We start from the raw sequence: 25,986 nt of genomic DNA, 5'->3' as shown, positions 1-25,986 counted from the left end.
AATAGAATAAAAAAATAGCCATTCAGATAATTACTTAATTAGTAATCAGGGAATTTCCATGTTAAATATAAAAAACAAGCAAAACAATATCACTCCGCAATTAATTTATATGTGGGAAAGAAGTCATGAACCTTGGGGAGCTAAAGATTGCCATTCAAGATTTATCTATGCCAATCCGGCTTTTTATCAACTGCTCAATCTGCCGGAAGATTTCGATATTACGGGGCTTTCAGCGGGAGAATTACCCTCATCTACCGCAGAATATGAAGAAGAATTCTGTCGTCAGGATCAAAAAGTTATTCAGACTATGCAAACCGTCACCTCACTTGAAACTCACCTGTTTGGAAAAAATAACGTCAAGCAAACCTACCGTTGTGATAAATATCCACTTTGTGATGAAAATGGTCACTGTATCGGTATCACTTTTCATATGTCCAAAGCTCAAAATTTTTCTATTTCTTATTATCATAAAAAATCATCTCCAGCGGCTATGGAATTTATACCACCCAGCGACATACTGACTCAAACTGAGTGAGAAGTGCTTTTTCTGGCTCTGCGATCACTGGATGAAGAGGGCATCAGCAAAGCATTAATGATAAGTACAAAAGACGTCGTTAATCATATTCAGTCAATTTACCAAAAATTTAATCTGCCACTGCATATAGAATTGGAAGATTTCTGCAAAGAAAATAATTTCGATCTTTATATTCCAGAAAGATTTGTCTCTACTGGCAGCAGAGAGTTATAAATTTTCATTAATCCAATAACCAAACCAAAAACTCGAATATCTTTCTAATAAAATAGGAATTTTGTTGTGAATTACAAAAAATTAACTGTATCTCCTCAAATTATTAACTTGATGGAAACCAGTCATGAACCATGGGGTATAAAAGATAAAAGCTCCCGCTTTGTTTATGAGAATAAAGCAATGGCTATGCTACGGGATCTTCCTGTTGGTTATAATGTTGAAGGGCGTCTCGACAATGATTTGCCTTGGAATGGCGCAGCTTTTGCAGAACAATTTCAAATACATGACAGAGCAGTCATGCAATCAGAACAAAGAATATGCTCATTAGAAACACATCTATACGGTAAAGAAAAATTACTTTCCTCATATTTCTTCGAGAAGTTTCCATTTTATAATGAAAATAATCAATGTGTTGGTGTTATTTTCCATGCCTGGAAAGCCAAAGCTTTTTCTCTGACACGCTTTTTTTACGGTAAACTCCCTGCTTCTATCATGTTTCAACCACCCTCAGAGTTATTTACGCAACGGGAATGGGATGTCATTTTCCTATTTTTACAAAAATACACCAGTAAACAAATCGGGCAAATACTCAATATCTCTTATCGCACTGTAGAAACTCATATGTTACGAATATACAAAAAAATTGGTATTAATTCTGGTCAGCAACTGGATGAATATTGCCGCCTTAATGATTTTGATCTCTATGTTCCTGAGAGATTTTTAAAGCCAGGAAGTAAAATGTTTATATAATATGATAATTACCCTGGACAAGAGCTGTCTTTGAGGAGCAATGGAAATAATTTCCCTACTTATACTGTGATATCAGCAAGAAATGTACCACTAATGGAATAAAAATTTCATATTAAACTATATAAAAACACCTTAAAAGTACCAGAAAGAAACTATTGGCAAATTGAGCTATTAAACTAAGAATACTTTTAAAAGATAATAATTATGGCCTTTACATCCGGCAAAAACACTTGCAATATATAGATCTTATTTTGTTATAAACTAACCGATAGCATTATTAAGTAATCGTTCCGATAGCCTCTTTAATTAACCCTCATCGATAATCTGTACTTAATGACTACCCTATCAAACGGTAAAAACATTGATAATTTATCTATTATCGATGTTTTCTAATAATTAAAATGAGGAGATTATGATGAACATTCAAGATTGGCATCCAGCGGATATTATTGCAGCCTTAAGAAAACAAGGGACAAATCTTTCAGCAGTTTCCCGCAAAGCAGGTTTAGCATCATCGACACTGAGTAATGCATTGCATCGTCCATGGCCAAAGGGAGAAGCGTTAATCGCCACCGAATTGGGTTTACATCCATCGGCTATTTGGCCATCACGCTATAGACCTGGTAAAGAAAATAAGTTCCTAATAAAGGTTACAGAAACAAGAAGTATAGAAAGCTGGTAGCTTCTCTATGTCTTATTTCAATGCAATTTCATCATTGCCAATAAAGAGACTACTGCATGATATAAACGAGAAAGCCCCGGGCGATTACCCAGGGCTTCGAAATATTTGGCGGTGCGGACGGGACTCGAACCCGCGACCCCCGGCGTGACAGGCCGGTATTCTAACCAACTGAACTACCGCACCGCGCAGCGTTCTGGTTAAGAACGAGGTAAATACTACGAACCCAAGATCATCCCGTCAATATTTTTTATTACAAAGTGGCGTGTTTGATCAACTTTTCACCCCAAAAGGTGATTTATCTGCAATTTTATTTTAACTCTGTCCAGAACTTATACGCCATAAACAGCTCCCGCCTTTCTTCTCAACTAAATCCAATCTGGATTCATGAGCAACAAGTTCTTCATCCGCTGCATAAATAACTTTTAGCGCAGTTTGCGGCCGGGTAATACGCCGCACTTCAGAAACACCCGCATTGCCAGAAACGTCGCCTTCCATTGAGAATGCAAGAGAAGTCTGCCCGCCTGTCATGATCAAATAGACATCAGACAATATCTCGGCATCAAGCAACGCCCCGTGTAGGGTTCGTTTAGAGTTGTCTATGTCATAACGATCACACAACGCATCAAGGTTGTTTCTTTTTCCCGGAAATAACGCTCTTGCTAATTGCAAGCTATCGGTAATCTTGCAGAAATCAGCCGTTGGTGGGATATCACGGCCCAGTTTGCCAAATTCATAATCCATAAAACCGATATCGAAGGGAGCATTATGGATAATTAACTCAGCGCCACGAATGAATTCAATGAATTCATCTGCAATATCAGCAAACACCGGTTTATCCTGCAAAAATTCATCACTGATTCCGTGAACTTCAAATGCCTCAGGATCGACCAATCTGTCCGGCTTAATATAGAGATGAAAATGGCGGCCAGTCAGACGGCGGTTAATAACCTCTACGGCGCCAATTTCAATAATTTTGTGTCCTTCATAGTGAACACCTAACTTATTCATACCGGTGGTTTCGGTATCAAGGACAACTTGTCGTGTAATCGCAGTGCTCATAACGCTTTTTTATGTCAGACTTAAGGTTTTGGATTGAAGAAGAAGAGTCTACCAGATATGAGCAAGCAGGTAGAAATTTTCACCGATGGATCTTGTCTTGGAAACCCGGGGCCAGGTGGATATGGTGTTTTATTACGTTATCAACAACACGAAAGAACCCTCAGTGAAGGTTTTTATCACACGACCAACAACAGAATGGAGCTGATGGCCGCAATTATTGGCCTGGAAACCCTAACCCGTCCTTGCAAAATTGTATTAACCACCGACAGTCAATACGTGCGCCAAGGCATTACACAATGGATCCATAATTGGAAAAAGCGCGGCTGGCGTAAAGCAGATAAATCGCCTGTCATCAACGTCGATTTATGGCAACGTCTCGATCAGGCAATTACCCGCCATGATATTGACTGGCAATGGGTTAAAGGCCATGCCGGACATGACGAAAATGAGCGTTGTGACGAATTGGCTCGAGCCGCCGCAAACTCACCGACAAAAACCGATGCTGGGTATGTCGAAAATACAGATTAATCACGCTTTCGGTAACATTTTGTTACACCAACAGCACTGCCCAGTTTAGGCCTTAATAGCGTCATTTTTATCTGGTTTAGCGTTAACGGCAGTGTCCGCTTACGGGCAATAATCAGACTTACACAACCAAATACAGGCAAATGCCGGTTAAAAAAACCGGCTTCATTTCGCCAGGGTAATACTTGAAAATTCCCACGATACATCACTTCATAATTCAGCAGACTCAGCCAATCAAGTTGACGCATCAGGGAAAACATACGGCTGCAATAGGGCTGATGCCGCCATAATCCTGGTACTAATTTCCCTAAACCCAGCAAACTCAATGAATTAAAACCACTGATGATAAGCCAGCCATCATCAATCATCACCCGGTCAACTTCCCGTAAAAGGCGATGAGGATCAGCACTGTAAGCCAGCACATGACTCAGCAAACAAGCATCAACGGACTTTTCTTCAAACGGCAGATGGTAAGGATCGGAAATCACCTGCATATTCTTTCCTTCCCTACCCACATTGATCTGATTAAAAATCGGACATTCTTTGCTATCAATCTCAGCACTCAAATTACCAACTTTCAACAGATGGAAACCAAATATTTTCTGCCACCAGGGTTGTAATTGACGCTCCAAAGCGGCACGGTAATACTCCCCCCAAGGTAAATCAGACCAAGAAGCCGGGGGATTCATATTCTGTGTTGTATGTGCAGATTTCATGGCTTCTTTTCCTTATAAACCGCTGTTAACAAGAGGTATACAATGGAGCTTATCAGCATTCCTGCCCTTTCGGATAATTACATTTGGTTACTTTGTGATGAAAACAGACACTCTGTAATCATTGATCCGGCAGAATCACAACCTGTTCTTGATACCTTGAAATCCCGTGGCTGGATACCCGATGCAATTTTACTTACCCATCATCATCACGATCATGTGGGTGGCGTCCCTGGGATTATTGCTCAATTCCCTGATCTGCCAGTATACGGCCCAAAGGAAACCCAGAACAAAAGTGCCACAATAATAGTATGTGGAGGTAATAACATCAATTTTGGTTGTTTTTCTTTCCAAGTTATTGATGTTCCAGGCCATACTCTGGGACACATTGCTTTTTATCAAGCTCCTTACCTTTTTTGTGGAGACACATTGTTCTCTGGTGGTTGCGGACGTCTCTTTGAAGGCACCGCTGAACAAATGTACACATCTATAGGAAAAATAGCTGAATTGCCTGATGACACACTTATCTGTTGCGCCCATGAATATACCGTTTCTAATATGAAGTTTGCTCATGCTGTTTTGCCCAATCAGACTATTAGCGAATACCAGCAAAAAGTAACTAAAATGAGGGAAAATCATCAACCAACAGTACCAACCACGTTACAAACTGAGAAAAAAATCAATGTTTTCTTAAAATGCGATGATGTTGATTTACAAAGAAATATTGGAATCACACCTCACTCTCAACCGCTTTCTAGCGTTTTCCGTCAGCTCAGAAGACAAAAAGACCAATTCTGATTTAAATAGTTGCCATATCAAGCCAAGATAAGTATTATTGCTCGTCTTTTAAGCAACTATAAAAATTAATTATGAAGACAAAAGCGATTCTGTTCGCATCTGTCTTGCTGGTTGGCTGTCAATCCGGACCTGATTGGTCGACGACAGCCGAGCAACGGGCACAGAATTCGTCTTCAACGAGTCTAAAAACAGGCAAGATAGCAGCAACTGATGACACCAATCAGTTTGCTGCCTACTGGAAGGATGGTGATCCCAGCGCTCAACAGGAGCTGTGGAGATACATCCGTGATGAGTTGAGGATGCAGATCCCTGATAATTACAGGGTTCGTGAACAACGAAATTATTACCTGAAAAACAAGAGCTATCTCCACGATGTAACTTTACGGGCTGAACCGTATATGTACTGGATAGTCAGGCAAATCAAGCAACGCGATATGCCGATGGAACTGGTACTGGTACCCATAGTGGAGAGTGCTTTTAACCCGCATGCTACCTCACGCGCTAAAGCAGCAGGTCTGTGGCAGATTGTCCCAGACACGGGTCGCAGCTACGGTCTTACTCAAGATAAATGGTATGACGCACGCCGGGACGTTGCTGCCTCAACAACTGCCGCCCTGAATCTGTTACAACGCCTTAATAAAATGTTCAATGGTGACTGGTTATTGACTATTGCTGCTTACAACAGCGGCGAAGGTCGTGTTATGCGCGCAATGAAAGAAAATACGGCAAAAGGTAGATCAACCGATTTTTGGTCCTTATCACTGCCAAAAGAAACTGCGCTCTATGTACCTAAAGTTCTGGCGCTCAGTGATGTCATCCGTCACAGTGATAAATATGGCATTACGCTGCCAAAATCCAATAATCAACGAGCACTTGATCAAATAGATGTTGGTCAGCAAATCACACTGTCTCAAGCCGCAGAAATGGCTGGCATGTCCCTGACGTCCATTAAAGCCTATAACCCTGGATATAAACGGGGAGTCACATCGCCTAACGGTCCGCATTACATCATGCTGCCAAAAGCAAAAGTTGATCAGTTTAAAAACTCATTGGCAAATGAAACTATTCTGAACAATATGCGTCAGGAAGTTGTAAAAAACAACCGCCGACTGAATAAGCAAAGTCAATATAAAGTTCGTTCAGGTGATACATTATCTGCTATTGCCAAACGGTTTAATGTCTCCATCCGTGAATTACAACATATGAATAACCTGAAAACAGCCAGGTTGTTGAAAATTGGACAAATATTAAGGGTAAATAATAACAATGCTATTATTTACCGTGTCCGCCAAGGTGATTCAATTGCGAGTATTGCTAAACATCACGGTATCAATATTAAGGACGTAATGAACTGGAACGATGGCATCAAAACGACTGATGTAAAACCTGGAATTGAGTTAACGCTTTATGTTGATGAGTTTTTTGATGAAGCTTAAAACCTTTTCCGACAAGTGCTTATTGTTAATAAAATATAATAGATGGCCCTCCCTCAGGGCCATTTCCTTCAAGGAATTTGCTTCCCAGGAACTGGGACGGGCATACGATGGTGATGATGATGTTTTATAGCTCGCTTCTTTAATTGAAAGTATCAGACACGTTAAATCTATTTTCTGGCAACCTGTTTACAATAAATTTTTCTCTAGCTAAAGGCGGGAGAACAGAATGGGGTAAACAGGTTTTCCTACACGATTTTCATTGATAGTTGATTCGGTAAAGATATCAGTAAATACGTATATCCTTAATGAACATGAAAAAACTCTGGCTATTAAAATAAACTTTAAAGAGTTTTTTAACAAAACTATATCGTTAATAACCTTATCCTCTCCCTTCTTTAAGTTACCTATTACGGGTCGATTATGAAATTGCATCACAATATAGGCTAAAATGATTTCAGGAGTAGATCAATTAGTAACAGAATGAAAAGATCTGTCATTTTTGCTATACAAGATAATTATGATAAAACTATATCAAACTGAATAATATTCAATTAACTAACATTCTAAACACAACAATCCTATAAACTTTATATTAGGAAAGATAACCAGCGTAATCTCCTACAACGTTTAAGTTCAAGAATTTATTATAAATTCACACGCCTATGAAATAACTCTTCTTAAACAAGTCATTTGTTATCTTATTCAAGATCAATAATTACAGCAGAAAAATAAAAAATCTGGAAACATTTAATTTATAAAGCATCATAAAACAACAAAGTGATTTATAAGGTTTTTATAATGAAAACATTTACCGCAAAAAAAATATATCGTATTTTTCATTGTAGTCATTTGCATTTTAATTCTTTCTGTGCCATATATTAATCACATAGATAACAGACATTAATTACGTAAATGCATATGTGAAAAAATTGTCACTTATAGCTATAACAAATAATTAAAATATCATCTCTTTTTTAAGAAACTGTCAATATTGAAAGAAGGTTGATTTAATTTTAGTATCCATATTGGACCAAGAGTGGATCAATATTTCTATCAATATGGCAAAAACGACGCTCTAACACCTGTAAAGCTATTCCTCAATTTTCAAATTAAGGAAAGCTGATGAAATCATTTACGAATTTCATCCAAAAGTAGAGAATATCAAAAGTCCTTTTACTACCTTATTCAAGGACCACATATCATGAAAACCTTATCGACAATGCGAGATCCAGTTAAACTACCACCAATGCCATCTGAAATAACCGCCGCAAAAACTTATAAATCAGCAAACATGGCGCGATCCCGCTTGGAGGGAGACGACCTTGTTTTTATTGATGACGATGGCTTTAATCGAGCTATCCGACATGGTTTCTTTCTCCTAGAAGTTCCACCCTATATAGATTTTGAATATGGAGATCGACTTGCATACCATTTCTTTGAACCTGTTACAGAAGGTGACCTTCGACCCTATACGGGATTTAAATCATGTACTTTTTCCACCGGTTACGAAGGTTATTTCGACAGAAAACATGATCAATGGGAAAATTTCTACATCGAACGAAAACACTGGAACCTCATTCCACCGGAGGTCGCTACACTGGGTCAATACATGGCGCACGCAGGGATATGTATACTGCGCTCAGTGTTAAATCATGTTGGTATTCCTCGTAGCGACTGGGAATTAGTCACGGAGGGCCTTTCAGAAGGGCTAGGGCACCAGATGTTAGGGTTTAATCACTATCGTTCAGAGAAAGCAACCCGAGGCTCCAAGTTTCATCGCGATTTAGGATGGGTAACAATCCTAAGAACGACTGAGCGTGGCCTTTTGGCCTATATAGATGATGAGCTTTTGGCTATCGATCCGGTTCCAGGCTACCTGATAATTAACTTTGGCAGCTCGATGGAAATACTGACAGAAGATTTAGAGATAAATGTTCGGGCCAATGTACATGGTGTTGTTCGTACAGAACGCAATGGACAGCGCGACAGAATGTCCTATGTGATGCTTTTAGACAATAACCCGGCTGGCAATATCTATAAATATGATCCCAAAGGCCCAATCAAGGTTCAATCCTTTAAAGAATTTGTTGTTCAGGAAACTAGTCGAGCGTATGATGATAATATCACTTTATAAATAGAAATCCGCCAAGCTATAAAATGGCAGATTTCCAGCACAACTAATAGATTTAATTATATAGTAAAAGATGGTTTATTATGCCAATCATAACCTGTTTGCAACAAAATTTTCTCTATCTAAAACCGGTAAAATAGAACAGTGTAAACAGGTTTTTCTATGTGCTTTTCATTGATAGCAGACTTGATAAAATATCAGCAAAAGCTGATATCCTGATAACCCTCATCATATGAATAACATACTCAACAATCCCATTATTCCAATTAAAGGACTTACCTACTCTAATATGGGAATCTGGTGTACAAAATCTATTTAATATTTAAGTCAATTAGATATGAACATCAAATACCTAATCCGATAAATTAATTCCTTGCTGGCTTTCTTTATCAGGTATACTACTAATGATCTTCCTTCTCTTTGTAATGCCTAATACTTTCACATCTGCCTAATCCGGTCTGGCATCGTCTCCTTTCTACATATTTCATAATAGCTTTTTCACGTTATCAATTCATCACGCTTCATTGCAAAAAATATACGAATATCTATCTACATATGGAGTTAAATCAGCTTTATGAACATAAAAACACAATATTCATCCATTCTGGAACAGAGTACAAACTATACGCTTTTATTTATCCTTTCAGTCACCGTATTCTTCGTTGGCGCGACCGAATTCATGCTGTCATCCATGCTTACCCCTCTTGCAATAGCCTTCGGGACTAATGCCATTGCAGCCTTTGGTGTTGGCTTAGGGTTAGGTAATCTGTCTGCTGGTTGGCTTCGCAAGCTTTGCTGTCGAGAAGAAGTGACATTAGCCACTATTGGGTTAGTCGCAGGAGGTTCAAGCGCAGCAATGGTCATGCTATCCGTCGGATTGGTCATCGGCCTTACATTGACAATATTAGATTTCTGGCTGACGCGTTCCAGAAATTCGGCAGGTTGTTCTGTGTGAATCCTTTGCCCTCTGGCTTTAATCGCCCCGCCTATATATTCGGCGAGGATCGTTATTCGTTGTCACGCACAGAGGGGCATTAATTAAATTTTCAGTTACAGCCAGAAGAACCAGGCAAACAGCGAGATGATAGCGATACAGGCAATATTCAGAACCATACCTACTCTCACCATTTCAACTTGTTTGATATAACCGGAGCCGAAAACAATGGCGTTAGGTGGTGTTGCAACCGGCAACATAAAGGCACAAGATGCACCGAAGCCGATAATCAGTGTCAGAGTCATCACCGGCATACCCAATGCTTCCGCAACCGTTGCAAATACCGGTACCAACAGAGCTGCACTTGCTGTATTACTGGTGAACTCAGTCAAGAAAATGATAAACGCCGCCACCGCAACAATAATCACAAACCAGTGGCTTGCGCCGAAAGTCGCAGCCATGCCGTTTGCCATGATCTCACTAGCGCCTGAGTTTTTCAAAATAGCACTTAAAGTCAGTCCACCACCAAACAGCATCAACACGCCCCACTCGGTGTTATTCTGAATCTGAGACCAACTCGCCACACCGGTTATACCAATCAAAATAGCAGCACCAACTGCAATAATGGTATCCAGATCTTTCACACCCCCCAAAGCAGAACTAATCACAGAGCTAAAGATCCAACAGAACACAGCTAACAGAAAAATCAGCATGGCAACCAGACGCTTACCCGTCCAATCCAGTTCTTCCAGCTTCATGTCGAATTGATGATTCAAATTCGGACGCAGCATCAGATACATTAAGCCGATCATCATTGGCATCAGAATAACAACCAGTGGAATACCAAATTTCATCCAATTGAAGAAATCGATACCCAGTTGAGCCGCCGCAATTGCATTTGGTGGACTACCGACCAACGTGCCTAAACCTCCGATACTTGCGCTGTAAGCCACACCCAGCAACACAAATACAAAAGTATGACGTTCAGAACGTGCATCCAGATTAGACAAAATCCCCAAGACTAATGGCAGCATCATTGCTGCGGTCGCCGTGTTACTGATCCACATTGAAAGACCGGCAGTAACACCAAACAGCAGCATCACAGCGACAGACAAACGTCCACGGGCAATCATCAGCAGACGATTAGCAATCAGTCGGTCCAATCCTTGGATGTGAAGTGCCGTTGCCAGTGCAAAACCACCAAAAAACAGAAAGATGATAGGATTAGCAAAAGATTTCAACGCGTCACCCGTATTCATCAATCCCATGCCAACCGCCAGAAGTGGAATACATAACGCAGTAAGAGTGACGTGAATAGCCTCAGTGAGCCATAGCACGCCAACAAATACCATCAGTGCCAAACCCGCATTGGCTTTTTCATCAAACGGCAGGGTATTGAGCAGAATAAACAGCAATGCAATATCAGCAGCCAGAATGATTAAGCCTTTCTTATTCGCGAAATTTGGCCTTATGGCTGGGGTTAAAGATTCAGAAGCATCCATGGTGACTCCATTAGCGCCGGTGATATCTGATCCACCATTGCTACAATTGTTAAAAAAATACAAGGCGTGTGAATATAAGGAGTCTTTCTTGGGAAGAAAATGCGGTTCTTTGAATTTTGGGATCTAAGACGTTGGAATTGACCAATTAAATCATAACAGACGGTATTTTATACAATTTTTTGTCGTTATATCACACAATTACTACTTTTTAGGTATAGGCAGTCATCGCATTTTATGCAAGTTTTCAGATTCCTGTTCTATATTTAACTTCACCATTTTCCTTAAACTGATACTTCGTTTTTCCGTTTCCTGTATTTGATTTTTCGACTTAAAATCAGAGAGGGTAACAAGTATATTAAAGGAAAATAGTAACGAGTTATAAAATTATTTTGCTACTCGGTCATAAACAAGATCGAAAATCGATGCACAAGTCACATTTTCACACTTCATGAAACTGATTATATAAACCACACACTTCTATCACATTCCATCCAGCATATTTTATATTGTAATTTTTCATTAATGACATAATAAATAAGAAATATTTTACACAATATAAAATATTAGCGTATTGAAGATATTTACAGAAGACTACTCCTCTGTAAAATTGTCCACTTCAAAGAATCATAAACATAATTACCCCTCTCATTGTAAAAGTGATAACCTGACATGGAAGTTATTCTAGTTTTACAGTTTAATCATGATAGGTAGAATTATGAAAGATAAAAATATGAGTTTCTCTGTAAACAAAGATCTGGATGTTCATTCAAAAAGCTTTGATGCTTTCATATCATACATGGAAAACAGCAACGATTTCTGGATTATAAAAGACAACGAATCTCGATTCGTCTATGCGAATGATACTATGATTTATTACAGTGGCCTTCCCAAGGGTTTTAACATAGAAGGGAGGCTTGATAGTGAATGTCCAGCGCAGTGGTCTGAGTTTGAAGATATTATACAAGCTAACGATAAAAACGTAATGACTAGTAAAAAGACTATACCAGTACTAAATACTTTCATTTATGGAGGAAGAGAAAAAATAATCCAACCATTTCTAGTCGATATTACACCGCTAATAAAGGATGGAGAATGTATTGGGATTGTGGGACACGGTAAAAAACTTGAAATTTATTCCATGTATCATTTTGAAAACAACAGGCATCCTGACTCATTAACTTTCGGCACACCTGATTTACTTACCGACAGAGAATTCGATATAGTATTTTTTGCTTTGCAATCACTAAGCGCTAAAGATATAGCTAGAAAATTAGATATTTCATATAGAACGGTACAAAGGAGGCTACAAATAATTTATCAGAAAATAGGGATAAATTCATTAAGCCAGTTAAAAGAATATTGCAGGGGTAGAGGGTATGATAACTATGCTCCTACCCGATTCATTAATCCTAACCCCTATATACCTCTGGCATAACAATGTACAACATCATTGTCGTCACTATGCCATTAGGGTTTTACAGTTTAATCATGATAGGTGAAATTATGAAAGATAAAAATATGAGTTTCTCTGTAAACAAAGATCTGGATGTTCATTCAAAAAGTTTTGATGCCTTCATATCATACATGGAAAACAGCAACGATGTTTGGGTTATAAAAGACAACGAATCTCGATTCGTCTATGCGAATGATATTATGATTTATTACAGTGGCCTTCCTAAGGGTTTTAATATAGAAGGGAAGCTTGATGGTGAATGTCCAGCACCGTGGTCTGAGTTTGAAGATATTATACAAGCTAATGATAAAAACGTAATGGCCAGTCAAAAAACCATTCCGGTATTAAGTACCTTCACTTATAGAGGAAGAGAAAAAATAATCCAACCATTTCTGGTCAATTTTACACCGCTAATGAAAGAGGGAAAATGCATTGGGATTGTAGGACACGGTAAAAAACTTGAAATTTATTCCATGTACCATTTTGAAAACAACAGGCATCCGGACTCATTAACTTTCGGCACACCTGATTTATTTACTGATAGAGAGTTCGATATAGTATTTTTTGCTTTGCAATCACTAAGCGCTAAAGATATAGCTAGAAAATTAGATATTTCATATAGAACGGTACAAAGCAGGCTACAAATAATTTATCAGAAAATAGGGATAAATTCATTAAGCCAGTTAAAAGAATATTGCAGGGGTAAGGGATATGATAACTATGCTCCTACCCGATTCATTAATCCTAACCCCTATATACCTCTGGCATAACAATGCAAAACATCGCTGTCGTCACTATACCATTAGGGTTTTACAGTTTAATCATGATAGGTGAAATTATGAATGACAAAAACATGAGTTTCTCTATAAACAAAGATCTGGATGTTCGTTCAAAAAGCTTTGATGCCTTCATATCATACATGGAAAACAGCAACGACTTTTGGATTATAAAAGACAAAGAATCTCGATTCGTCTATGCTAATGATGTTACACATTATTACTGCAACCTTCCTAAGGGTTTTAACATGGAAGGTAGGCTTGATATTGAATGTCCGGGACCGTGGGTTGAGTTTGTAGATATTATACAAGCCAATGATAAAAACGTAATGACTCGTCAAAAAACCATCCCGGTATTAAACACCTTCACCTATGGAGGAAGAGAAAAAATAATCCAACCACTTCTAGTTAATATTACACCACTCATGAAGGATGGAGAATGCATTGGGGTTGTAGGACACGGTAGAAAACTTGAAATTTATTCCATGTACCATTTTGAAAACAACAGGAATCCGGACTCATTAACTTTCGGCACACCTGATTTATTTACAGACAGAGAATTCGATATAGTATTTTTTGCTTTGCAATCACTAAGCGCTAAAGATATAGCTAGAAAATTAGATATTTCATATAGAACGGTACAAAGCAGGCTACAAATAATTTATCAGAAAATAGGGATAAATTCATTAAGCCAGTTAAAAGAATATTGCAGGGGTAAGGGATATGATAACTATGCTCCTACCAGATTCATTAATCCTAACCCCTATATACCTCTGGCATAACAATGCAAAACATCGCTGTCGTCACTATACCATTAGGGTTTTACAGTTTAATCATGATAGGTGAAATTATGAATGACAAAAATATGAGTTTCTCTATAAACAAAGATCTGGATGTTCATTCAAAAAGCTTTGATGCCTTCATATCATACATGGAGAACTGTAATGAGTTTTGGTATATAAAAGATAAAGAATCGAGATTTATCTATATGAATGATTATGGACTTCATCATAGCGGACTACCCAAAGGGTTTAATGTTGAAGGTAAACTGGATAGTGAGTGTCCGGTTTATTGGTCTGAGGTTGCTGATATCATTCAATCTAATGACCGTAGAGTAATGGAGGAAAAAAAAGTCATTCCTACTTTGATTACATTTATGTATGGTGGTAGGGATAAAATTATTCAACCATTTATGGCGCATGTCGCGCCTTTGATAAAAAATGGAGAGTCGATTGGCGTAGTAGGCAAAGCTAGAAAGCTAGAAGTTTTTTCAATGTATCATATGGAAATTAATAAACCTCCTGAATCACTATCATTTGGCAACCCAACTGAGATTTTTACCGACAGAGAGTTCGATATAGTATTTTTTGCTTTGCAATCACTAAGCGCTAAAGATATAGCTAGAAAATTAAATATTTCATATAGAACGGTACAAAGCAGGCTACAAATAATTTATCAGAAAATAGGGATAAATTCATTAAGCCAGTTAAAAGAATATTGCAGGGGCAAAGGGTATGATAACTATGCTCCTACCCGATTTATTAATCCTAACCCCTATATACCTTTAGCATAACAATGTACAACATCACTGTCGTCACTATGCCATTAGGGTTCTGCCTAGAGAACCCTATACCCCGGCACGTAGAAGCTCCTGTACGCCTCTATCATAAACAGGATCTTTAGCGCCAACCGGTTATTTTAGATAGAAAAAAGGCTTTATTTATGATCTGATCATTGTCGCCAAACAAAATACCGAGATCAGAGAATAAAGCCGATGACAATTATCCCCACAAAACTTCAGTTAATGCCATTCTTCAGTAACACTTTTCTTGAAAAAACCGCCCGCCGATGTGGCTTTATGGAACGACTCAGAAATATTGGGCCACAGTCTCTGGTTCTCAGTCTGATAGCCGCACTGAGCAAAGGAAACTGCACCTCCATCGCTGACCTGCACCGGCAATTTAACGGCATGTGTCTGAGTGAAAAACACACTGTCGCCTATAAGCCCTTCCATAATCAGTTGCGTAAAAGCGCCTTCGCCGATTTTATGAAGACACTGGTAACGTTCGCTATGGCTCAGTTGACTGAAAAAGCTTTGCCCCCTTACCCAAAAAATTCAGCCAGTTTGACGATATCCTCTTGCAGGATGGCAGCTCATTCAACGTTCATCCCGAGTTAGCCGGGGTTTTTCCCTGTTGTTTCAGTCCCTTGAAGGCGGCGGTTGAGTGCCATATGACCCTGTCTTTGTTCAGCCAATCACCCATCGCCATGACGGTGACCGCAGACACGGCCTCCGAGCGGGCTTATCTGCCTGCCCCTCACACCTTACGCAATAATTTGGATCGTGAGTTGCATGATGCTGTCCTCCCGGGGCTATCGCTGTGGTATACCCCTATTTTTTAACCGGTGACGCAATTTATAATACGTAGAAATACCTAATCCCACATTATCACAGGCTAGCTTTAACTTAATGCCTTTCGCTCTCAGCGCGTCAATCTGAGGGAGTTTGGGTTGAGTCGATGGCGATTAAATTTGACGCGATTGAACTCGTCGATGAATTCTTGGATGTCGCCAAACGTTGTACTGTCATCACTTTCGACAATGGCTTCCAATAGCTTCAATGTCGCTTCGGTTTCATCATATTGAGTGACATCAGGCATACCTTGCCCACTGAGACAGAATGGCGTGCTTTTATTTGAGTCAGGTTCAATCGCTTCAATGCGGATATCCAGTAACCCATGCCGATAGAAATTATACTCATAAGTGAATTTATCACGGTTTTCGAAATGAAAAGACGCAAGTGAAACAGCCCAGGGATCATTATAAAAACTGAGACCACCTTCATAGCTGACACCATAGTCTTTACCGTAGATATGAAAGGTATGGAGATAGTCATTATCCCAACCAAAAGCAAATTGCAGTAAAAAATGAAAAGCGCCTAGTGACATATCACTCTGAATGCGAAAACGTCGCCAGATCATAGGGCTGACATCTCGAATGGCGGCTTTTACTGTATATGCGGGCATAATTTCCCTTTCACCATGATGATAAAGCGAACAATCATACTTATCAGGGAATCTGAGCGAGTAGAGCTATTAGTTATTCGGTCAGCATCTCATCAGAACGTGATTTGCAAGACTACTGCTTCCTGCTCTCACATAATTGCCCCAAGGTTTTTTATGCTTTCTTCAAAAATTTAACCACGCACATAACAAACTGTTCAAGAGTGATTCGTGTCGCGAGGTATTTTTGGTTTGCAACAGTTTGATGTTTTTATAAGGCTTCGTACAATATCTCTACAGTGTATATGTTTCTCTTGATGTTTCTTTGTAATGATTGAATAATTAGCACTCAAAATGTACAATTTAAACGTACATCTTAGGAGACACATCATGCGTACATACACCTCGACTCAAGCTCGAGCCAATATCTCAGAAGTACTGGATGCAGCCACTCATGGCGAACCGGTTGAAATCACCCGTAGAGACGGTAGCTCAGCGGTGGTTATCAGCAAATCTGAATTCGAGGCATACCAGAACGCCAAGCTGGATGCAGAGTTTGATGTGATTATGCAGCATCATGGGCATACGGTAGAGGCGCTGACAAACCGATGATATGGGTTAGCGCACAGGAAGTTATCGCTTTTCATGACCGTATATTACAACGGCTTCCTGGTGTTGCCGGTATGTCCGATCCCGGCAGAGCTGAAGCGCTCATCTATCGGGTACAAAACCGTACACACTATGAAGGCGTAACGGATATTTTTGAACTGGCCGCAACTTACTGGGTGGCTATCGCTCGTGGTCATATCTTTAATGATGGTAATAAGCGCACAGCGTTTTTTGTTACCATGACTTTTCTCTACCGCAACGGTATCAAGATCCGTGATAACGACAATATGCTGGAAAACTTAACGGTGGAAGCTGCTACAGGTGAGAAAACCGTTGACCAGTTAGCACAGCACCTACGGGAACTGGTGGACAAGATTAGCTCAATTTGCTGAGTACTTCTGTTTTACGTGTACTTAACAAAAAGATAGATTAATAAAAAACCAATAAAATCAATATAAATAAGCCATCACTCAATATTGATCCAATAGCGCAATGTAGTTCACTTAAGAGAAGCTGCTTTGCGATTAACCGGATAGCGGGTCTTAGATATCTTAACCACCCTAGGCCTAGATGACCTGGGGCGTCTTTCTATGAAGAGCGCCGATAGGTCTCCTCTCAACGCCTTTAATCTTTTGGGCATATTGCCAAGAGATAAAGCCTTACTCATCACTTTTCTCAGTAATAGACTCGTTCCTGAAAAAGGCCATACCGACAATAAGCCAAAGTACCATATCGCTGAGGAGTCGTCGGCGTCTTATGGTTGCCTGGACAGAGAGGGAAGCGGCTCTAGCCACCCACTTATCGGGGATATGTTCGGAAAAGGTCGTCAACTGGGCGACATTAACAGGTGACTCTTCGAGAAAATCAGTTAGAGCAAAAGTTAGAGACATATAAAAAATCAGAAACCAGTAAATGATTTCCGATTTTGCCGCACAGATAGTTATTCTTTTCCGGCCTGAATTTTTTGTAATACCCCAGTATTACACAACTGTTTCAAATAGACTGAAGCCGTTTGCCGTTTAGCGATGCCATTATGTGCCCAGCACCCCACGTTAAACAATGGATTGAACAGCTTAAACACTCACCAAAATTAAGAAATAATATTCGATGGCAAAAACCAAAAACTAAAATTAATGTCAAAATAGGGTTAGGTCGATTAACAGAAGCAGAATAAGACTGCCCAATCCTCCGAACAGTCTCCATGTGCTTAATACGTCAAATTACAAATTCAGCTTTTGCGGTGTATGTACATGGCTCTCTGCCGATTCTTCGGCTTTCCCAGTTATGCCTTTAATCAATTGCTCAATATCAATGCCAGAGATATTCTTCAACATTTCCGGGGCTGTCGCCATCAGTTGAGTGACGTAGTTACTAACGCGGGCAGCGCCTTCACCATTGCCGGTATCAACAACAGTCAATTTATCAATTGATGAAAGCGGCGCAGCAATTTTGCCTGCAAGTTCTGGTAGCATCTTCACAATGATATCGAGTACGGCAGCTTCACCAAACTTCTGGAAGGCTTCAGCAAGTTTTTCCTTGGCTTCCGCTTCCGCAAAGCCACGAAGACGGATAACTTCAGCATCCGCAGTCCCTTTTGCTCGCTCCGCATCTGCAATCGCCATCCCATCAAGCCGCTTCTGCTCAGCGTTCGCCTTCGCCTGAGCTTCGATAGAGTACTGCATCGCCTCTGCTTCACGCATCTTACGCGCTTTATCCGCTTCTGCTGCCTCCTCGACCGCGTATTTATCCGCATCGGCTTTCTTTTTCACTTCTGCATCATACTGCATCTGCCGAACGAGGATCCCTTTCTCTTGAAGGTCAACTTCACGATCTTGCCGTACCAGTTCCACCTGCATCTGTTCCTCCACCATGAGCTGTCGCGCCTTGGCTTCCTGAATCTGGTACGCCTGATCAGCTTCTGCCTTAGCCGTATCCTGTTCCTTCTTGAATGAAGCAACTTTCAGCTCTTTTTCCTTATTTGCCTCCGCAATATTCGTATCTCGAATGAGTTCAGCCTTCTGCCCTTCTTCCTCTGCCTTGGCTTTCTGAATCCGGGCATCCCGCGTTGCCTCTGCTTCGGCAATCTCCGCATCGCGTTTTACTGTGGCAATTCTGAGTTTACCTAGCAACTCCGGGAGATTAGTCGCAAAAACAACCGTGCTGAAGTGCTGGATTTCACCTGTCGGCGTGGCCGATTCGAATTTCGGGTCATCCGGCGTTGGTTTGCGCAGGAAAAACGCTTTTGTTTTTGGCTCACCAATCTGCCGCCATCCCACTTTACCGCCGATGACATCATGGCGGTCTATCGCTGTCGCTGGCAGGTCGAACTGCTGTTCAGGGAACTAAAATCCCACACCCACTGGACAAGCTTTGCGACCGGCCAGAAAGCGATAGCGGAAGGGCTCATCTGGGCAAGTCTGCTAGCGTTGATAGTCCGGCGCAGTCTGGCGAGGCGGTTTTTGCCTTCAGTTTCCTTTCTCAAGGCAGCCAAAAATGTTGATGTCGGGTTATTGCCGATATTGGGCACGATTATTCATCATGCCTGGTCGGAAATAGAACACCCTCTGGATTGGGCCCTGAAATATCTCGCCAAAAATGCGTTGAAGTTGCCCCAAGGAAAATCCAATAAAAATAATGGGTTGGAGGGTATTTTCGAGAGGCTTAATACTTAAGGTTCAGTGTATGACGCCTCTATAAACAATTCTCACGATTTAACAAGTAAAGCATTTGAACTCTCATCACTTCGTATATCAAACTTTCTCATTCCAAATCTCGATCTTCGATATGCTTTAATTATCGGTTGAATGCTCATGGATTAGATATATTCAATATAAAATATCTGTGAAATCAGAAAAAAAATACAGGGAGGAGTGTCAAAATAATACAAAAGATTAAACAGTTGATGCAGAAAAATTAACTATGACAAATATCAAGGAAAGGCTTTAATAACGCTATTTTAATCCGATGATCATACCCGAAGCTTTTCACAAGACACAAAAAAAGTTTCGGGTACTTAATCTCTCCTCATTGACTTATTTACGAGAAGTTTATTTTAATTTATTTAGAATATCTGCTTGGCCATATTTCGAAAGGCTCACAATCCAAAGCAGTAGCAATGATCCGCTCACCCTTAGGCCACGGACGGTGCAAAGCGTTTGATAAAGTGGATGATGCAAGCCCCGCATCTCTTGAAACAGCAGATAACGACGTTCCCCGTTTTCTAAGTCCTGCAATAATATCCGCTGGGTGCCAGTCGTTTTTTACAATCATTCCTTCCTCTCTCCTCAGTTTGGTTATTCAAGGTGCTATATTCATCTTCTCTTCAAATTAATATTTTTATATTGTTACAGCTTTTTCCCTGAGTCCGCACTGATGCGGAATACTAAAAATAGCTGTACTAAGACGTTAAACCCCGCTAAGTACAGCCAAGTATTCTCCGAATAGGAAAATGTTATATCTAACGGCTAACAGATCATAAATGAACTTTAATTATTAAGTAGTGTTCTTTTACGGATATTAGAATATTCAAAAATTATAGTTATTTTGGGAAATATTGGAAGCAGCATTAAATACATTAACGAACGTATTAAAAAAATCTCTCAATTACGGAAGATGACGCCAACCAGTTATTTCACCCTATATTCCAGCATCAGAGCCGACACTCGCTCAAACTCCCGCGTATTATTATTAAAACATTAAGGAGGGTTTTACCCCTCCTGTTTAATACTGATTACTTAAAATTACCGATCAGCCTGACCTTTTACTTCTTTTAGGCCATAGAAAGGAGCGCGGTTACCCAAAGCTTCTTCAATACGGATCAACTGGTTATATTTAGCAACACGATCAGAACGGCTCATAGAACCGGTTTTGATCTGCCCTGCGGCTGTACCTACGGCCAGATCAGCAATTGTCGCATCTTCAGTTTCACCGGAACGATGGGAGATTACCGCGGTGTAACCGGCGTCTTTTGCCATTTTGATCGCCGCCAGAGTTTCAGTTAAAGAACCGATCTGGTTGAACTTAATCAGAATGGAATTAGCGATACCTTTCTCGATACCTTCTTTCAGGATTTTAGTATTGGTCACGAACAGATCGTCACCAACCAACTGGATTTTCTCGCCCAGCACTTTCGTCTGGTAAGCGAAACCGTCCCAGTCAGATTCATTCAAACCATCTTCGATAGAAACGATTGGGTATTTTCTGGTCAAATCTTCCAGGTAATGGGTGAACTCCTGAGAAGTGAAAGTTTTACCTTCACCTTTCAGTTCATAGTGACCTGTTTCTGAGTTGTAGAATTCAGAAGCGGCACAATCCATCGCCAAGGTGACATCTCTGCCCAAAACATAGCCTGCTTGTTCTACCGCCTCTTTGATCGCGGCCAGTGCAGCAGCGTTGGATTCCAAGTTAGGCGCATAACCCCCTTCGTCACCCACAGCGGTGCTCATTCCTTTCGCTTTCAGAACCTTAGCCAGATTGTGGAACACTTCAGAGCCGATACGAACCGCTTCTTTCAGCGTTTTTGCACCGATTGGCTGAATCATAAACTCTTGAATATCAACGTTGTTATCCGCGTGCTCACCACCATTGATGATGTTCATCATCGGCAACGGCATAGAGAATTTACCTGGAGTGCCATTCAATTCAGCAATGTGCTCGTACAATGGCATACCTTTCGCCGCTGCCGCTGCTTTCGCGTTAGCCAGAGAAACCGCCAGAATCGCGTTAGCACCGAATTTAGATTTGTTTTCAGTACCATCCAGGGTGATCATGATTCTGTCGATGTTAGCCTGATCTTTAGCATCTTGACCAATAACTGCCTGGGCAATGGGTCCATTTACTGCATCAACAGCTTTCAGTACACCTTTACCCATAAAACGGGATTTGTCACCGTCACGCAGTTCCAACGCTTCACGGGAGCCGGTAGATGCACCCGATGGTGCCGCCGCTAAACCAACAAAGCCCCCTTCCAGATGCACTTCTGCTTCTACGGTTGGGTTACCACGGGAGTCAATGATTTCACGACTGATCACTTTAACGATTTTGGACATTAGGTTTTCCTCAGTACAAGTTACATTTCAGGTAAGCGACGGAATACCTCATGCCGCCACTTACTGCACATCTTATTTGAGCTGGCCTTTCTGGTATTTACCGGCTGCTTTGACAAAACCGGCAAACAGCGGATGACCATCACGAGGAGTAGAAGTAAATTCTGGGTGAAACTGACAAGCCACGAACCAAGGATGGTCTGGGATCTCAATAATTTCCACTAATTTATTGTCTACTGAACGGCCTGCTACCCGCAGACCGGCATCTTCAATACGTTTTAACAGCAAATTATTCACTTCATAACGATGCCGATGGCGCTCAATAATGGTATCTGCCCCATACAAGGTACGCACCAGACTGTCTTTTGTCAGGTGGCATAGCTGACCCCCCACACGCATCGTTCCACCAAGATCACTCTCTTCGCTACGCACTTCTAAATTACCATCCTCATCACGCCATTCGGTGATCAGGCCGACAACCGGGAACCGGCAATCAGGTTCGAATTCTGTTGAGCTGGCTTTTTCCAAGCCCGCAACATGGCGCGAAAACTCAATCAATGCGACTTGCATTCCCAAGCAGATCCCCAAATAAGGGATTTTATTCTCACGGGCATAGCGGGCTGTCATGATTTTGCCTTCTACACCACGACCACCAAAACCACCAGGAACCAGAATCGCGTCCAGATTTTTCAGCAATTCAATACCACGGGTTTCAATATCCTGGGAATCAATCAGTTTGATGTTAACAGTCAGACGATTTTTCAATCCACCATGCTTCAACGCTTCAATCACCGATTTGTAAGCATCAGGCAATTCAATATACTTACCCACCATGCCGATAGTGATTTCACCGGAAGAATTCGCTTCTTCGTAAATAACCTGTTCCCATTCGGACAAATTTGCTTCCGGGCAATCAAGGCTGAATCGTTTACAAATATAATCATCTAAGCCCTGAGATTTCAATAGCCCTGGGATTTTATAAATGGAATCAACGTCTTTTAAGGAGATAACCGCTTTCTCCGGCACATTGCAGAAAAGCGCAATTTTTGCCCGTTCATTAGCCGGAATGACGCGATCTGAACGACAAATCAGAATATCTGGCTGAATACCGATAGAAAGCAACTCTTTTACCGAATGTTGAGTTGGTTTAGTTTTCACTTCTCCCGCTGCGGCCAGATAAGGAACAAGCGTCAGATGCAGATATAACGTGTGTTCACGCCCCACTTCTACTGCCATTTGACGAATGGCTTCAAGGAATGGCAGAGATTCAATATCACCGACAGTACCGCCAATTTCCACCAACACCACATCATGACCTTCACCACCACTGATGATGCGATCTTTGATTTCATTGGTGATGTGAGGAATAACCTGAACAGTGGCACCCAAATAATCGCCCCGACGCTCTTTACGCAGAACCTCAGAGTAAACCCTGCCTGTGGTGAAGTTATTACGGCGGGTCATTTTAGTGCGGATGAAACGCTCATAGTGACCTAAATCGAGATCAGTTTCAGCGCCGTCTTCGGTAACAAAAACTTCCCCATGCTGGATTGGGCTCATCGTCCCCGGATCGACGTTGATGTACGGATCCAGTTTCATAATAGTGACATTAAGTCCACGGGCTTCGAGTATAGCGGCCAAAGAGGCTGCGGCAATGCCTTTACCCAGAGAGGATACGACCCCGCCGGTCACAAAAATATAATTAGTTTTCATGCTGAACCTGAAAGTTTAGGTTTAAAGATGATGGATATAACCAGGACGGGAAAGCAGTATACCCGAACCTTAAATTCGCTACAAATAATCTGCACGAAAATAAGGTATTTTCCCCCTCCACAGCATTTTCAATGTAGACAGGTGTACAGACACAAACTTCATTTTTCATGAAGCCAATCGTTATTGTCTCTTCTCAATTTCGAATGAATTTATTGCCTTAATTGATTAAAAAACAGTATGATTGCTTCCATGGTGATCGTTTCGTCTAAATTGCACACAGATAAAAGGCCCAATATAGGTAATAGTAGCTTATGAGTTAAGGAGCAATGCCATGATTAAACTCACTCAGGAACAATTCGATAAAATTATAGATCTAGAGGACAATACTTATATTGAAAAAATCAGGCAATGCATTTTGTCAGAACATGCCGACTTGGTTGTGCATGAGGATGAAAAAAATTTGCATAAGCGACTGAAAGAGGCGTATCGGTATTTAATCAGCGAGCTGGGCTTTAAAGATAAAAAACTGGTTAGATCATACCTTTATTTAACTGCATTTAATCTTAATTTCCATGGTGTACCAGAAATCAAAAATGCCCTTGAAGCAGGAGAAAACCCGGAACAACAATACAAAGATATCTTGAGGATAATAGATAACTTGTTGAAAAGGAGAAATTAACATGCCTTTACCTCTGGTAATTCCGGTAGCCCTGACTGCTGCCGAATATGCAGCATCAGCCCTTGCGGGCATATTGGTTGGCGTTGGTGTTGGCCTCGGCGTTACGGAAATGACAAAAGACAAGGATGATGAAAAAGAGCAAGCGGAAGCCCAAACGGACGCGATCAGTACAACAAGGGAAAAATGCAAGGCGTGTCCAGCCATTGAGAAAGTAAGTCCCAGCTGGGAAAGCACCCGTTCATACTCGCAGGTGACCCTTGATTATCAAATCCAGATAGCCAAAACCGTTTACAAACCGGACACAAAACTCATACAGGTATGGGAATGTCTGGGAGTCAGCTTCGATGGCTGGCGACCAAAAGCATGCCTGTTTCTGGAATCCAAGGCTAAATATGATCAGTTTTTTAGGAAGGGAAAGCCAGTGATATGGTGGACTGGTGATGAATCCATGAAAAAGCAGGGTAGACGACAACAAGATGTGTGCGCCTCATTGAATGATATTCCACTCTCCCACTGGCATTTTATGGAGCCTGTAAGCGCCGCTTACTACTCACAGGAGTTTGCTGAATATTTCAATATTAAAGTATTTCACACCCCTTTACTCAGATAATACGAGACAATAAATGACTATTTTATCACCAGAAATAAAGCTGTATTTTGACCAGCAAGAACCGTTGACTCCCCAAATAGTATTGGCTGATTTGTATCGAATTACTCAGCAAATCGATCACTTTTTTTGCCGTCATAAGACCTGGTATTTGACAGGTCATACTCGTAAAGAAGCATTGGAATACCTTGTTTTTGAAGGGGACCACCCGACGGAAAAAGCGTTTCAGGTGTTTGAAAAAAGTTACAAAGAAGATTTCCCTTTTATAGGAAAAAAAATCTGGGATGGCGAAAATGATGAATTTGGCTGTTCCCTATTTTATGAGAACTATCGTAGAGACAGGTTAGGACAAACTAAGGTAAGAATAGATCTCAATATTGACGAAAAAGAATTTCAATTTTCACGATTAATTGATTTTATTACCTTTTTGGTTTTCAGCCGTAATGCCCCCTATATTATGGTAGAAACTAACGGATATACCTTGAAGCGAAATCAGGTATTCCCCGACAGGTTAAGTGCCGGCTGGATGATTTATTTACCCTCCATAATAGATCCCTCATTGTTACCAATGGCAGATGAAATCTTGCCGATTGCAAATGATAAAGAACAATTGGGTACATTAATTATCACCAAAAAAGGCATTTTTAACGGCGAAAATCAGGATGATATTGATAAAGCCAATGATATTGAAATTCAGTTATTAAATTTGGGATTATTACCATTAATTACTGAGGTTTAATCGCTGCCCTTATTGGGCGGCATTTCACACGCTTTATCTAAATGTGATAAAACAGCAGTTAAAAAAAACGGTTTTTCACCTGTCA

General features: G+C 40.6%; 28 protein-coding genes, 1 tRNA gene and 2 pseudogenes. 20 read left to right on the top strand and 11 right to left on the bottom strand.

All coding sequences use genetic code 11. The features are described from left to right. Positions 1-58: 58 nt before the first annotated feature. The 4 genes from PTE_RS19925 to PTE_RS19915 all read left to right on the top strand — a co-directional run bounded on the left by PTE_RS19925 (position 59) and on the right by PTE_RS19915 (position 2,180). Positions 59-535: a PAS domain-containing protein gene (locus PTE_RS19925; protein ID WP_339366731.1), complete on the top strand. Its 477-nt coding sequence runs from the start codon at positions 59-61 to the stop codon at positions 533-535. Positions 536-538: 3 nt separating this feature from the next. After that, positions 539-748 (top strand): hypothetical protein, encoded by a 210-nt coding sequence (locus PTE_RS27080; RefSeq protein WP_331251361.1) that lies wholly within the window; start codon positions 539-541, stop codon positions 746-748. Between the two features lie 66 nt (positions 749-814). After that, entirely contained in the window at positions 815-1,498 is a 684-nt protein-coding gene (locus tag PTE_RS19920; RefSeq protein WP_036849808.1) for a helix-turn-helix transcriptional regulator, read from the top strand. 415 nt (positions 1,499-1,913) lie between these two features. Next, positions 1,914-2,180: a helix-turn-helix domain-containing protein gene (locus tag PTE_RS19915; RefSeq protein WP_036849806.1), complete on the top strand. Its 267-nt coding sequence runs from the start codon at positions 1,914-1,916 to the stop codon at positions 2,178-2,180. Between the two features lie 106 nt (positions 2,181-2,286). Here the strand turns inward: PTE_RS19915 and PTE_RS19910 are convergent. Both PTE_RS19910 and dnaQ read right to left on the bottom strand, forming a co-directional pair. Beyond that, positions 2,287-2,363 (bottom strand) — tRNA-Asp (locus tag PTE_RS19910). Between the two features lie 129 nt (positions 2,364-2,492). Next, positions 2,493-3,239 carry a DNA polymerase III subunit epsilon gene (gene dnaQ / locus PTE_RS19905; protein ID WP_036849804.1) on the bottom strand — a complete coding sequence of 249 codons (747 nt, stop codon included), beginning with the start codon at positions 3,237-3,239 and terminating at the stop codon, positions 2,493-2,495. 57 nt (positions 3,240-3,296) lie between these two features. On the opposite strand from dnaQ, the gene rnhA reads away from it, so the two are divergent. Next, positions 3,297-3,767: a ribonuclease HI gene (gene rnhA / locus PTE_RS19900; RefSeq protein WP_036849802.1), complete on the top strand. Its 471-nt coding sequence runs from the start codon at positions 3,297-3,299 to the stop codon at positions 3,765-3,767. Here rnhA and PTE_RS19895 read toward each other — a convergent pair. Continuing rightward, positions 3,764-4,480: a class I SAM-dependent methyltransferase gene (locus PTE_RS19895; RefSeq protein WP_036849800.1), complete on the bottom strand. Its 717-nt coding sequence runs from the start codon at positions 4,478-4,480 to the stop codon at positions 3,764-3,766. The two genes, rnhA and PTE_RS19895, sit on opposite strands and share 4 nt — an antisense overlap. 42 nt (positions 4,481-4,522) lie before the next feature. Here PTE_RS19895 and gloB point away from each other — a divergent pair, with 42 nt between their 5' ends. The 4 genes from gloB to PTE_RS26050 all read left to right on the top strand — a co-directional run bounded on the left by gloB (position 4,523) and on the right by PTE_RS26050 (position 9,797). Continuing rightward, positions 4,523-5,275 (top strand): hydroxyacylglutathione hydrolase, encoded by a 753-nt coding sequence (gene gloB / locus PTE_RS19890; RefSeq protein ID WP_036849798.1) that lies wholly within the window; start codon positions 4,523-4,525, stop codon positions 5,273-5,275. 71 nt (positions 5,276-5,346) lie between these two features. Continuing rightward, the gene (mltD, locus tag PTE_RS19885) at positions 5,347-6,711 is read left to right on the top strand and encodes a murein transglycosylase D (RefSeq protein ID WP_036849796.1); all 1,365 of its coding nucleotides are present in this window, start codon (positions 5,347-5,349) and stop codon (positions 6,709-6,711) included. Between the two features lie 1,201 nt (positions 6,712-7,912). Next, entirely contained in the window at positions 7,913-8,845 is a 933-nt protein-coding gene (locus tag PTE_RS19880) for a 2OG-Fe(II) oxygenase family protein (protein WP_036849794.1), read from the top strand. A 571-nt stretch (positions 8,846-9,416) separates the two neighbouring features. Next, entirely contained in the window at positions 9,417-9,797 is a 381-nt protein-coding gene (locus tag PTE_RS26050; protein ID WP_036849792.1) for a hypothetical protein, read from the top strand. Between the two features lie 95 nt (positions 9,798-9,892). On the opposite strand, the gene PTE_RS19870 is transcribed toward PTE_RS26050, so the two are convergent. Next, a complete protein-coding gene (locus PTE_RS19870; protein WP_036849789.1) occupies positions 9,893-11,278 on the bottom strand; it encodes a DASS family sodium-coupled anion symporter in 1,386 nt (461 codons plus the stop codon). A 715-nt stretch (positions 11,279-11,993) separates the two neighbouring features. Between PTE_RS19870 and PTE_RS19865 the strand changes: the two genes are divergently transcribed. The 5 genes from PTE_RS19865 (at position 11,994) to PTE_RS19845 (ending at position 15,686) form a co-directional block, all read left to right on the top strand. Next, a complete protein-coding gene (locus PTE_RS19865; RefSeq protein WP_036849787.1) occupies positions 11,994-12,713 on the top strand; it encodes a helix-turn-helix transcriptional regulator in 720 nt (239 codons plus the stop codon). A 68-nt stretch (positions 12,714-12,781) separates the two neighbouring features. Next, positions 12,782-13,501 (top strand): helix-turn-helix transcriptional regulator, encoded by a 720-nt coding sequence (locus PTE_RS19860; protein WP_036850245.1) that lies wholly within the window; start codon positions 12,782-12,784, stop codon positions 13,499-13,501. 68 nt (positions 13,502-13,569) lie between these two features. Then, positions 13,570-14,289: a helix-turn-helix transcriptional regulator gene (locus PTE_RS19855; RefSeq protein ID WP_036850242.1), complete on the top strand. Its 720-nt coding sequence runs from the start codon at positions 13,570-13,572 to the stop codon at positions 14,287-14,289. A 68-nt stretch (positions 14,290-14,357) separates the two neighbouring features. Next, positions 14,358-15,080 (top strand): helix-turn-helix transcriptional regulator, encoded by a 723-nt coding sequence (locus PTE_RS19850; RefSeq protein WP_036850239.1) that lies wholly within the window; start codon positions 14,358-14,360, stop codon positions 15,078-15,080. A gap of 201 nt (positions 15,081-15,281) precedes the next feature. Further along, positions 15,282-15,686, top strand: coding sequence for a hypothetical protein (locus PTE_RS19845; protein ID WP_051477477.1), 405 nt, complete (start codon positions 15,282-15,284; stop codon positions 15,684-15,686). Positions 15,687-15,990: 304 nt separating this feature from the next. On the opposite strand, the gene PTE_RS19840 is transcribed toward PTE_RS19845, so the two are convergent. Next, positions 15,991-16,533: a plasmid pRiA4b ORF-3 family protein gene (locus PTE_RS19840; protein WP_036849785.1), complete on the bottom strand. Its 543-nt coding sequence runs from the start codon at positions 16,531-16,533 to the stop codon at positions 15,991-15,993. A gap of 366 nt (positions 16,534-16,899) precedes the next feature. Between PTE_RS19840 and PTE_RS19835 the strand changes: the two genes are divergently transcribed. Together PTE_RS19835 and PTE_RS19830 are read left to right on the top strand one after the other, a co-directional pair. Continuing rightward, complete coding sequence (locus tag PTE_RS19835; protein WP_036849783.1) at positions 16,900-17,121, top strand: type II toxin-antitoxin system Phd/YefM family antitoxin; 222 nt, start codon at positions 16,900-16,902, stop codon at positions 17,119-17,121. Then, on the top strand, positions 17,118-17,510 hold the full coding sequence (locus tag PTE_RS19830) for a type II toxin-antitoxin system death-on-curing family toxin (protein WP_036849781.1): 393 nt from the start codon (positions 17,118-17,120) through the stop codon (positions 17,508-17,510). Before PTE_RS19835 ends, PTE_RS19830 begins: the two co-directional genes overlap by 4 nt. Before the next feature lie 282 nt (positions 17,511-17,792). Here PTE_RS19830 and PTE_RS24090 read toward each other — a convergent pair. The 3 genes and pseudogenes from PTE_RS24090 to PTE_RS26670 form a co-directional block, all read right to left on the bottom strand. Then, positions 17,793-18,008, bottom strand: a pseudogene (locus PTE_RS24090) (transposase domain-containing protein); the annotation flags it as partial. 50 nt (positions 18,009-18,058) lie between these two features. Beyond that, positions 18,059-18,169: a hypothetical protein gene (locus tag PTE_RS27075; protein ID WP_339366732.1), complete on the bottom strand. Its 111-nt coding sequence runs from the start codon at positions 18,167-18,169 to the stop codon at positions 18,059-18,061. Positions 18,170-18,338: 169 nt separating this feature from the next. Further along, the gene (locus PTE_RS26670) at positions 18,339-18,740 is read right to left on the bottom strand and encodes a flotillin domain-containing protein (RefSeq protein ID WP_241826154.1); all 402 of its coding nucleotides are present in this window, start codon (positions 18,738-18,740) and stop codon (positions 18,339-18,341) included. A gap of 504 nt (positions 18,741-19,244) precedes the next feature. Here PTE_RS26670 and PTE_RS24695 point away from each other — a divergent pair. After that, positions 19,245-19,790 (top strand): annotated as a pseudogene (locus PTE_RS24695) (transposase); the annotation flags it as partial. 385 nt (positions 19,791-20,175) lie between these two features. Here the strand turns inward: PTE_RS24695 and PTE_RS19810 are convergent. The 3 genes from PTE_RS19810 to pyrG all read right to left on the bottom strand — a co-directional run bounded on the left by PTE_RS19810 (position 20,176) and on the right by pyrG (position 23,876). Continuing rightward, positions 20,176-20,385, bottom strand: a complete 210-nt coding sequence (locus PTE_RS19810; protein WP_036850231.1) for a helix-turn-helix domain-containing protein — start codon at positions 20,383-20,385, stop codon at positions 20,176-20,178. Between the two features lie 473 nt (positions 20,386-20,858). Then, positions 20,859-22,166: a phosphopyruvate hydratase gene (gene eno / locus PTE_RS19805; protein WP_036849777.1), complete on the bottom strand. Its 1,308-nt coding sequence runs from the start codon at positions 22,164-22,166 to the stop codon at positions 20,859-20,861. 72 nt (positions 22,167-22,238) lie between these two features. Further along, positions 22,239-23,876, bottom strand: a complete 1,638-nt coding sequence (pyrG, locus tag PTE_RS19800) for a glutamine hydrolyzing CTP synthase (RefSeq protein ID WP_036849775.1) — start codon at positions 23,874-23,876, stop codon at positions 22,239-22,241. A 331-nt stretch (positions 23,877-24,207) separates the two neighbouring features. Between pyrG and PTE_RS19795 the strand changes: the two genes are divergently transcribed. From PTE_RS19795 to PTE_RS19785, 3 genes are read left to right on the top strand one after another with little or no spacing between them, the layout of a single operon-like run. Beyond that, on the top strand, positions 24,208-24,555 hold the full coding sequence (locus PTE_RS19795) for a hypothetical protein (protein ID WP_036849774.1): 348 nt from the start codon (positions 24,208-24,210) through the stop codon (positions 24,553-24,555). A gap of 1 nt (position 24,556) precedes the next feature. Beyond that, positions 24,557-25,165 carry a restriction endonuclease fold toxin 5 domain-containing protein gene (locus PTE_RS19790; protein ID WP_036849773.1) on the top strand — a complete coding sequence of 203 codons (609 nt, stop codon included), beginning with the start codon at positions 24,557-24,559 and terminating at the stop codon, positions 25,163-25,165. A 13-nt stretch (positions 25,166-25,178) separates the two neighbouring features. Continuing rightward, positions 25,179-25,901: an Imm52 family immunity protein gene (locus PTE_RS19785; RefSeq protein WP_036849772.1), complete on the top strand. Its 723-nt coding sequence runs from the start codon at positions 25,179-25,181 to the stop codon at positions 25,899-25,901. The last annotated feature ends 85 nt before the right edge of the window (positions 25,902-25,986 follow it).

The sequence above is a fragment of the Photorhabdus khanii NC19 genome (assembly GCF_000517265.1).
In the GTDB taxonomy this organism is placed as follows: domain Bacteria; phylum Pseudomonadota; class Gammaproteobacteria; order Enterobacterales; family Enterobacteriaceae; genus Photorhabdus; species Photorhabdus khanii.
The sequence above is the reverse complement of the archived record's forward strand: the minus strand, read 5'-3'. Positions and strand labels throughout refer to the sequence as shown.

What these genes read in the sequence shown, in the direction of transcription:
- PTE_RS19835 (WP_036849783.1), top strand. Translation starts at nt 16,900, where the DNA reads ATGCGTACATACACCTCGACTCAAGCTCGAGCCAATATCTCAGAAGTA.
- PTE_RS19830 (WP_036849781.1), top strand. Translation starts at nt 17,118, where the DNA reads ATGATATGGGTTAGCGCACAGGAAGTTATCGCTTTTCATGACCGTATA.
- PTE_RS19880 (WP_036849794.1), top strand. Translation starts at nt 7,913, where the DNA reads ATGAAAACCTTATCGACAATGCGAGATCCAGTTAAACTACCACCAATG.
- PTE_RS26050 (WP_036849792.1), top strand. Translation starts at nt 9,417, where the DNA reads ATGAACATAAAAACACAATATTCATCCATTCTGGAACAGAGTACAAAC.
- gloB (WP_036849798.1), top strand. Translation starts at nt 4,523, where the DNA reads ATGGAGCTTATCAGCATTCCTGCCCTTTCGGATAATTACATTTGGTTA.
- PTE_RS19925 (WP_339366731.1), top strand. Translation starts at nt 59, where the DNA reads ATGTTAAATATAAAAAACAAGCAAAACAATATCACTCCGCAATTAATT.
- PTE_RS19785 (WP_036849772.1), top strand. Translation starts at nt 25,179, where the DNA reads ATGACTATTTTATCACCAGAAATAAAGCTGTATTTTGACCAGCAAGAA.
- PTE_RS19840 (WP_036849785.1), bottom strand. Translation starts at nt 16,533, where the DNA reads ATGCCCGCATATACAGTAAAAGCCGCCATTCGAGATGTCAGCCCTATG.
- PTE_RS19795 (WP_036849774.1), top strand. Translation starts at nt 24,208, where the DNA reads ATGATTAAACTCACTCAGGAACAATTCGATAAAATTATAGATCTAGAG.
- PTE_RS19865 (WP_036849787.1), top strand. Translation starts at nt 11,994, where the DNA reads ATGAAAGATAAAAATATGAGTTTCTCTGTAAACAAAGATCTGGATGTT.
- PTE_RS19870 (WP_036849789.1), bottom strand. Translation starts at nt 11,278, where the DNA reads ATGGATGCTTCTGAATCTTTAACCCCAGCCATAAGGCCAAATTTCGCG.
- PTE_RS19855 (WP_036850242.1), top strand. Translation starts at nt 13,570, where the DNA reads ATGAATGACAAAAACATGAGTTTCTCTATAAACAAAGATCTGGATGTT.
- mltD (WP_036849796.1), top strand. Translation starts at nt 5,347, where the DNA reads ATGAAGACAAAAGCGATTCTGTTCGCATCTGTCTTGCTGGTTGGCTGT.
- dnaQ (WP_036849804.1), bottom strand. Translation starts at nt 3,239, where the DNA reads ATGAGCACTGCGATTACACGACAAGTTGTCCTTGATACCGAAACCACC.
- pyrG (WP_036849775.1), bottom strand. Translation starts at nt 23,876, where the DNA reads ATGAAAACTAATTATATTTTTGTGACCGGCGGGGTCGTATCCTCTCTG.
- rnhA (WP_036849802.1), top strand. Translation starts at nt 3,297, where the DNA reads ATGAGCAAGCAGGTAGAAATTTTCACCGATGGATCTTGTCTTGGAAAC.
- PTE_RS19850 (WP_036850239.1), top strand. Translation starts at nt 14,358, where the DNA reads ATGAATGACAAAAATATGAGTTTCTCTATAAACAAAGATCTGGATGTT.
- PTE_RS26670 (WP_241826154.1), bottom strand. Translation starts at nt 18,740, where the DNA reads ATGGCGATTGCAGATGCGGAGCGAGCAAAAGGGACTGCGGATGCTGAA.
- eno (WP_036849777.1), bottom strand. Translation starts at nt 22,166, where the DNA reads ATGTCCAAAATCGTTAAAGTGATCAGTCGTGAAATCATTGACTCCCGT.
- PTE_RS19860 (WP_036850245.1), top strand. Translation starts at nt 12,782, where the DNA reads ATGAAAGATAAAAATATGAGTTTCTCTGTAAACAAAGATCTGGATGTT.
- PTE_RS19915 (WP_036849806.1), top strand. Translation starts at nt 1,914, where the DNA reads ATGAACATTCAAGATTGGCATCCAGCGGATATTATTGCAGCCTTAAGA.
- PTE_RS19895 (WP_036849800.1), bottom strand. Translation starts at nt 4,480, where the DNA reads ATGAAATCTGCACATACAACACAGAATATGAATCCCCCGGCTTCTTGG.
- PTE_RS19790 (WP_036849773.1), top strand. Translation starts at nt 24,557, where the DNA reads ATGCCTTTACCTCTGGTAATTCCGGTAGCCCTGACTGCTGCCGAATAT.
- PTE_RS19845 (WP_051477477.1), top strand. Translation starts at nt 15,282, where the DNA reads ATGACAATTATCCCCACAAAACTTCAGTTAATGCCATTCTTCAGTAAC.